The following is a 7,933-nucleotide window of genomic DNA, read 5'->3' as shown; positions in this document are numbered from 1 at the left end:
ATGTTTACTGATATAATCTGATATGGAATTCGCTGAACTTATAGAAAAAGCTCCTGAAGAGCCGGGCGTTTACATCTTTAAAAATCAAAAGCACCATGTTTATATAGGCAAGGCTGTAAACATAAAGAAGAGGTTGCTTCAGCATTTGAAGGAAAGAGAAAACTCTAGAAAAGAAGATAACATATTTAGACATTCTACTCATCTTGAATGGATAGTAACCAACAACGAATACGAAGCTCTTTTGTTGGAGATGGATTTGATAAGGACTCATAAGCCAAAATACAACGTGCTTTTAAAACACGGTAGCGGCTACCCTGTTATACTCGTCACAGACGATGACTATCCTACTGTTAAAATCACCAGAGACACTTCTGAGAAAGGAGAAGCTTTTGGACCGTTTTTAAATATAAACAAAGCCCTAAAGATTAAAAAGCTCATACATGCTACTTTTAGGCTTAGAACTTGCGAGGAGATGCCAAAAAGACCGACCCCTTGTATGGATTATCACCTTGGGCTTTGCTCTGGTCCTTGTGCTAACCTAATATCCAAAGAAGACTACGCCATAAGCGTAAAATCTGCAAAAGCCTTTTTGTCTGGCAACGTAAAAGATGTGCTTCCCACTCTTTATGAGAAGATAGAGCAATACGCTTCAAGTTTGGCTTTTGAAAAAGCTGCGTTTCTAAGAGACCAAGTGCTTGTGCTTCAAAATATAGTGGATGGACAAGGAGTGTTTTTATACGATATAGAAGAGGCGGATGTGTTTTATTTGGAGGGTTATAGTTTGTGGCTTTTTATAATAAGAAACAAGCGTTTGGTAGCTCATAAGGAGTTTCGTTTAAACAATGAACTTATTATAAATTATGAAGAGATGCTTGGCACTTATTATATGTCAAATATAATACCTAAAAAAATTGTGGCAAATTTTGAACTAACAGAACATTTTAAGCTTTTTATAAAATCAAAGCGAAAAGATGCAACGTTTTCAAACAACATTCCAAAGCCGCTTTTGAAGATAATAGAGAAGAATGTAGTTTTAAAACCAGATACCTCAGAGTTTGAAAATGAATTTTTAAAGCTTTTTGGAAGAAAAGCCCCAAAACTGATAGAATGCTTTGATATAAGCCACTTTCAAGGTCAATATACTGTAGGTTCTATGGTGGTATGGGAAGATGGCAGTTTAAACAAATCAAAGTATAGAAGGTATAGGATAAAAACCGTAGACTATATAGATGATTTTGCCTCTTTAAAAGAAGTATTATCAAGAAGGGCAAAGAGGATAGTCTCAAAAGAGGACAAAGCTCCAGATATGTGGCTTATAGACGGCGGCAAGGGTCAGCTTTCAATGGGTATTGAGGTAAAAGAAAAGTTTTTATTAAACATATACATTTGCTCTTTGGCAAAGAAAGAAGAAATTATTTACACAGAAGATGGACTTGAGATCCCCATAAAAAACAACCAAGCTCTTTATAGAGTCTTTGGGCTTTTAAGGGACGAAGCGCACCGTTTTGCCATAACCTACAACAGAAACCTACGCTCAAAAGAGTTTATAAAAGATACGCTATCAAAGGTAAAAGGCGTTGGTAAGATAAAACGAGAAATCATATATAGACATTTTGACAGCCTTTATGATTTTATAAAATCTGACGATGAAAAGCTTAAAAAACTTGGCATATCAAAATCTATAAAAGAAAGTGTGAAAAAGATGCTTGGAGATATATAAAATAATCTTATGAAGAAAGTAAGGTTAGACGATGAAGAGATAAAAGCTATAAAAGAGAGTATAAAAGCTTACGACAAAGATGCAAAAATATTTATATTTGGAAGCAGAGCAGACCTTTCTAAAAAAGGCGGGGATATAGACATTCTTATTTTATCTGATAAAATAGACCTTGATGCTGAGTTAAGCATCAGAGCAGAGCTTTTAATAAAGCTAGGTGATAGGAAAATAGACATAGTAAGAGCAAAAGATCCAGAAAGCTCACCTTTTGTTAGTATGATTTATGAAGAAGCAGTAGAAATATGAAAGAAATGAGGAAACTTGAAAACTTTAAAAGAGAGTTAGAGGCTTTTGATAAAACTATAGAGTGGTGCCAAGACACTTTTAAAAAAGCAAAACAAATAAATTTAAACAAAACCAGCTTTACAAAAAAAGAGTTGGAGGTGGTAGATCTTTTCCTTGCTAGGTTTTCTAGAAGCGTTGATATGTTTATAAATAGAGTTTTGCGCAGTTTAGATGTGTTAGAACTTGAAGATAAAAACATGAAAACCACTTTAGATATAATAATAGGAGCAGAAAAAAGAGGGATAGTAGAAGATTACAGATTAATAGTCAATTTAAGAGACCTAAGAAACAAAATCGCCCACGAATACATATGGGAAAGAAATTTGGAGCTAAAAGAAACTTTTAAAAAAGCCATAGAGCAAATGTACGTTCTTTTAGAAATTTCCAATAATTTAAAACAATATGCAGCAAATAAAGGCTATATAAAATGAAAACTCATGAAATAAGGTTAGAAAAAGAGGAAATAGAAGCTATAAAAGAAGTAGCTTTGGAAGTGTTTGGAAGTGATATAATGGCTTGGATATTTGGTAGTCGGACTGATTTAAACAAAAAAGGCGGGGACATAGATATCTATATCGAGATAAAAGATTTTGATATTGAGAAGGTTGTTAAAAAGAAAATAGAATTTTTGGTTAGATTAGAGAATAAGATTGGAGAGCAAAAAGTAGATGTTGTAGTGAGTCCTTATGGATGTCAAGAAAGACACTGTCAAGAAGCTAAAAACACTGGTATTAGGATTTTATGAAAGATATAAACATAGTTTTTGAAGAGATAGATAAGCATAAAGAAAGGCTTATATATGTTTTGGAAAAGATAAAAGGGTTTGGAAATCTTAATTTAGACATATTAGAGGATCCAGAAAAGGTTGAAACAATAGATGCATTTTTATTTAGATTTTCAAAAATGCAAGATACCATGGGAGATAAGCTATTTCCTCTGATTCTTGAATATCTTGGCGAAGAGGCAAGGAGTAAGCCTTTTATAGATATATTAAATAGGTTAGAGCAGATTGGGTTTCTACCTTCTTCAAACCAATGGAAAGAGTTAAGAAAGATAAGAAATCTCTTGATGCACACATACCCATGGGAGAAAGAAACACTGATAGAAGAGCTAAAAGAGTCCATAAAATCAGCAGAAAATCTAATTAAGATTTACGATTTTATGAAAGAGAAAATAAGACCTTATATATGAGACTGCACAAGGGGCTTGTAAATATTTATGCTAAAATAAATAAGAATGGATAAGTTGGAGATAGAGCTTTTTGGTATAAAGTTTAAAAACCCTGTATGGGTAGCGTCTGGGACTTTTGGATACGGCGTTGAAGGGGCTAATATATACGATATATCAAAGCTGGGAGCGGTGGTAACAAAAGGACTTTCTTTAAGACCAAGAGAAGGAAACCCCATGCCAAGGATTGCAGAAACCCCTTGTGGCATGCTAAATTCTATAGGGCTTCAAAATCCCGGTGTTGAGGCTTTTATTAAAAAAATATATCCGGTTATAAAAGATATAGATACACATTTTATAGCAAACGTTTTTGGAGAAACCGAAGAAGAGTATGTAGAGGTAATAAGGATTTTAGAGGATGTGCCAAAGATTGTGGCTTACGAGTTAAACGTGTCTTGCCCTAATGTAAAAAAAGGCGGTGTGGTTTTTGGCCAAGACCCTGTAGTGCTTAGATCTTTGATAGAAAAGATAAAGGCTTTTGCAAAAAAACCCCTTCTTGTGAAGCTGTCTCCAAACGTAACCGATGTAACCGAATTTGCGAAGATATGCATAGAGGCAAAAGCTGACGGCATAGTCCTTATAAATACCCTTATTGGTATGAAAATAGATATATACAACGAAAGGCCACTTCTTGCCACAAAAACGGGTGGGTTGTCTGGCCCTGCTATACTTCCAATAGCCGTTAGGATGATATGGCAAACCTACGAAAAGTACGGCAAAGCAATACCTATTATAGGCGTTGGTGGGATTACCACACATATAGATGCCTTAGAGCATATACTAGCAGGAGCTAGCGCTGTGCAAGTTGGCACTGCAAACTTTTACAAACCATTAAGCCCTTTAGACGTGATAGAAGGTATAAAAAATCATTTAGATGCTAAAAACCTAAAACATTTCAAAGAACTAATAGGAAGAGCCCATAGATTGGATATAAAATGATTTTTGATGATTTAAAACCAAAGATAGAAAAAAGGCTGAGGGAGCTTTTAACACCTTTTGAGCCAAAAGTCTTGTACGAGGCGATGAGCTATTATGTTTTTCAAGAGGGTAAACGGATAAGACCTGTTTTATCTGTAATAGGTGGGTATGCTTGCGCTTTGGATGAGGATGATGCTATAACCCTTGGATGTGCTGTTGAGTTTATTCACAACTACTCCCTTATTCACGATGATATGCCAGAGTTAGACAACGACAATGAAAGAAGAGGCAAGCCCACCTGCCATAAAGTCTTTGGTCAAGATATTGCGCTTTTGGCGGGAGATGGACTGCTTAGCCTTGCGTTTGATATATTATCAGATGAATCTTTGTATAAAAACCCTAAAAACCTTGCGAAAGTGGTAAACTATGTTTCTAAAAATGCAGGCATAGAGGGTATGGTAGCTGGTCAAGTTTACGATATAAAAGGCGAAAAGGATTTTCTTAAAGTGGCCTCTTTAAAAACCGCCGCCCTTATAAAAACCTCTTTGGTTATACCATCAATATTAAAAGGTGTAGATTTTTCTTTATACGAAAAGCTCGGATACAACATAGGTATACTATTTCAACTGGTGGACGATTTTAAAGATAAAGACGGTGCTTACGTTGTTTTAGGCGAAAAACCTCTTTTAAAACTTATACAAGATTATAAAAATAATATTCTCACTCTTATAACTAAAACAAGCGTATCTTCTTATCTTAAAGAGTATGTAGATTTTATAAGCTTTGGCATATAGATATTAAAAAAATGGAGCGATTATTATGAAAAAGTTTAATCTTTCAAAAGAGCTTTTGTTTAATGGCATGCTTATCGGAGCGCTTTCTATTGGTTTAGCCTCTTGTGGTGGAGGAAGTGATTCATCTTCTAATGCACCACAGCTTAGTTCATCTTTTGCTACATACCTTTATCAAGGCACTGATTATCAAAACGAGCCAATTGTTACAGTTTATATAGATGGTCAACCTGTTCAATTGCTGGCTGATACCGGTGCATCTGGTTTGGTGGTAAATCAATCGGCTGTTAACATTCCATCTTCTGATTATACAGATTATATGTTTTACAGTGTTTTTGGAGATGGTTCTACTGTTTCTGGTACAATGGCAAGTGCAACTGTGTGCCTAAATCCAAATATAACTAACACTTGTGTGGTGATGCCTATAGGTGTAAATACCTCTGGCAACGCATTTCCAAGTTATTTTGAAGCCCAGGGAGATTTTGGTTTAGATTCTGGGCTAAACATAATGGATGTTGGCATTAACTCATCTGGTTCTCATTTAGCTGGTCTTTCTTACCCTACATACCTTGCTCAAAAATACGGTGTAAATTCTTATACGATAGAATTTTATCCATTATCTAACACGTTCTATGCAAACGTTTCTCCTACTACACCAATAGGTCAGATAAGTTTTGGGATTTATGCTGGTAATAGCAATACCCTTTTGTCTTATGCTGGTGGTTTCCCATCTACTACAGCTATATTTCCTTCTTATACCTCGTCAAAGCCTTCTTTTACAGCTGGTGATTCATTTTTTGACACAGGTTCTAATCTTAACTTTCTAACCACAGATGTGTTTCAAACAGAAATACCTAATTTTTCATCATCATCTGATGAAAATAACTGTCTTGGTAATGGTTTGCTAAACGGTGGTTTTACCATCGCTTATAAAATTACAAACTATAGTACTAGCTTTACGACAGAGCCTCCTGCTAACTTTTGTTCAAGCGGTGTTCAATGGGATTTGATGATAGGTGCTACAGTGGATGCTGGTTCTTATTCAAGCGTTGGCTATGAAGACTTTGGACTACCTGAGATGTTAAGGCATACGTTTGTATGGGTTCTCAACAATCAAGGGCTTGTGCAGGGTATATCCATAAACCCATGATATAAAGGAGGTGTAATGTGCATATATTTTTAGGTCAGCCTTTAACAAGTATAGCTCAAGAAAAAGCTGTTGTTTTGCAAAATACCCCTCATTTAGGTTATCAGAAAATTCAAGGTAAAACTTTTACTTACTATGTTAAGACAGACGCAAATGGCAACGTTTTTGAAGTAATAGCTAGGTCTCAAAGGAATCTTGCGCCAGCTTCTTACTTTATTCAAAATGCTGATAGTTGTACCAAGAAGCTTCTTTTTAGAGCACCTCTTAGAATGGCAAAGTGGGAATACTATTGCCCGCAAGGGAAGTTTGAATACACTACTTTTGGAGTGGTGGGGAATTTGATAACAAAAGCAAAGATGATCAAATAAATTAACGAATAATTTATATTTTAAGCATATAATAATATTATGATAGAAGTTGATGTGCTTACCATTGGTGCTGGAGGCGGGGCTTATCCTGGGGCTTTTAGGCTCGCTAGGGCTGGATTTAGCGTCTTGATGGTGGATAAAAAGGGGGTAATGAGTGGCAATTGTTTAGCTGAAGGGTGTGTGCCTTCAAAAGCTATAAGAGAGCAAATTCACACTTATCTTAGGTTTAAAGTTTTTAACAATGTTGATGTTGAAATGGATTATAAGCGTATCCTATCCAAAAAGGACGAGGTTCAAAATATAAGATATAAACTTCATGAAGAAGAGTTAAAGGCTTTTAAAAACTTAAAGCTTATAAAAGGTGTAGCTCGCTTTAAAGATGAACACACAGTTGTTGTAGAAAGCGACAAGGGGGAAGAAGTTGTAAAAGCAAAATATATAATAATAGCCTCTGGGGCTGATGTGTTTGTACCGCCCATAAAAGGAAAAGAATATGCTATAACTAGTACAGATATATACAAGTTAAATCCAAACCTCACTTACGTACCTAAAGAATTTGCTATAGTGGGTGGTGGATATATAGGTTTAGAAACGGCGTTTTATTTTGCGAACCTTGGCTCTAACGTTTATATATTTGAAAAGCTAGATAGGGTTTTAGCTGGCATAGATAGGTACGCTACTCAAACGCTTTTAAAATACCTTCCCAAAAATATCAAGATATTTACATCGGTGGAAGTCCAAGAGATAGCTTTAAAAGATAAGAAAAAGGTCCTTTATTACAAACAAGATGATGCTGTAAAATCTGTAGAGGTGGATGAAGTGCTTATGGCTGTTGGTAGAAAGCCAGTTATACCAGAAGGTGCTCAAAACTTTTTAAAAATTAGTAAAGCTATAGATGTAAACAGCGCTTGCCAGACAAACATACCTCATATATATGCTTCTGGTGATGTGAACGGCAAAATTCCTCTTTTTCATACAGCCATAAGGCAATCTCTTGTTTGTGCTCACAACATTATGGCAAACAATACACCTGTTGATTACGCTGATTTTGAAAATGTACCCTTTACCGTTTTTACCATACCTGCTATGGCTTTTGTGGGTATTACCAAAGAAAAAGCTGAAAATCTAAATATGGACATAGTAGAGACATCTTTTGATTTGAAAGAGGACTCAAGGGCTGAAATATACGGTGAAGAGGGTGAGTTAAGGCTATTTTTTGATGCCAAAAGCTTAAAGCTTGTAGGTGCATACATAGTTGGCACAGATGCAGAGCAATTGGTATCCCATCTTGGACTTGCTATAAAGCTTGGTGCCACCGCTAGAGATTTGGCAGAATATCAAGATCAGCATCCCATGACTCAAGAGTGCATATCAAAGGCTGCTAGAAAACTATTTTGAAATGTCTTATTTCATAGCGTAT

The 7,933-nt window shown here is 35.5% G+C and carries 10 protein-coding genes; all 10 read left to right on the top strand.

The features are described from left to right. The first annotated feature begins 22 nt into the window (after window positions 1–22). Genes uvrC through ACP5S8_RS03340 form a run of 10 tightly spaced genes read left to right on the top strand, consistent with a single transcriptional unit; the run spans window position 23 to window position 7,911 of the window. On the top strand, window positions 23–1,720 hold the full coding sequence (uvrC, locus tag ACP5S8_RS03385; RefSeq protein ID WP_461875692.1) for an excinuclease ABC subunit UvrC: 1,698 nt from the start codon (window positions 23–25) through the stop codon (window positions 1,718–1,720). A 9-nt stretch (window positions 1,721–1,729) separates the two neighbouring features. Continuing rightward, complete coding sequence (locus ACP5S8_RS03380) at window positions 1,730–2,023, top strand: nucleotidyltransferase domain-containing protein (RefSeq protein ID WP_461875690.1); 294 nt, start codon at window positions 1,730–1,732, stop codon at window positions 2,021–2,023. Then, window positions 2,020–2,493: a hypothetical protein gene (locus ACP5S8_RS03375; RefSeq protein WP_461875689.1), complete on the top strand. Its 474-nt coding sequence runs from the start codon at window positions 2,020–2,022 to the stop codon at window positions 2,491–2,493. Before ACP5S8_RS03380 ends, ACP5S8_RS03375 begins: the two co-directional genes overlap by 4 nt. Further along, window positions 2,490–2,807, top strand: a complete 318-nt coding sequence (locus ACP5S8_RS03370; protein WP_461875688.1) for a nucleotidyltransferase domain-containing protein — start codon at window positions 2,490–2,492, stop codon at window positions 2,805–2,807. Before ACP5S8_RS03375 ends, ACP5S8_RS03370 begins: the two co-directional genes overlap by 4 nt. Beyond that, window positions 2,804–3,253, top strand: coding sequence for a hypothetical protein (locus tag ACP5S8_RS03365; RefSeq protein WP_461875686.1), 450 nt, complete (start codon window positions 2,804–2,806; stop codon window positions 3,251–3,253). The genes ACP5S8_RS03370 and ACP5S8_RS03365 overlap by 4 nt, the downstream gene beginning before the upstream one ends. Before the next feature lie 45 nt (window positions 3,254–3,298). Further along, complete coding sequence (locus ACP5S8_RS03360; RefSeq protein ID WP_461871247.1) at window positions 3,299–4,228, top strand: dihydroorotate dehydrogenase; 930 nt, start codon at window positions 3,299–3,301, stop codon at window positions 4,226–4,228. Beyond that, the gene (locus tag ACP5S8_RS03355) at window positions 4,225–5,001 is read left to right on the top strand and encodes a polyprenyl synthetase family protein (protein WP_461875685.1); all 777 of its coding nucleotides are present in this window, start codon (window positions 4,225–4,227) and stop codon (window positions 4,999–5,001) included. Before ACP5S8_RS03360 ends, ACP5S8_RS03355 begins: the two co-directional genes overlap by 4 nt. Before the next feature lie 25 nt (window positions 5,002–5,026). Then, window positions 5,027–6,148 carry a Retroviral aspartyl protease gene (locus tag ACP5S8_RS03350; protein WP_461875684.1) on the top strand — a complete coding sequence of 374 codons (1,122 nt, stop codon included), beginning with the start codon at window positions 5,027–5,029 and terminating at the stop codon, window positions 6,146–6,148. Between the two features lie 17 nt (window positions 6,149–6,165). Further along, window positions 6,166–6,513, top strand: a complete 348-nt coding sequence (locus tag ACP5S8_RS03345) for a hypothetical protein (RefSeq protein WP_461875682.1) — start codon at window positions 6,166–6,168, stop codon at window positions 6,511–6,513. A 39-nt stretch (window positions 6,514–6,552) separates the two neighbouring features. Beyond that, window positions 6,553–7,911: a dihydrolipoyl dehydrogenase gene (locus ACP5S8_RS03340; RefSeq protein ID WP_461875681.1), complete on the top strand. Its 1,359-nt coding sequence runs from the start codon at window positions 6,553–6,555 to the stop codon at window positions 7,909–7,911. Window positions 7,912–7,933: the final 22 nt, after the last annotated feature.

The sequence above is a fragment of the Hydrogenobaculum sp. genome (assembly GCF_049967395.1).
In the GTDB taxonomy this organism is placed as follows: domain Bacteria; phylum Aquificota; class Aquificia; order Aquificales; family Aquificaceae; genus Hydrogenobaculum.
This window is presented reverse-complemented; position numbering and strand designations above follow the sequence as displayed.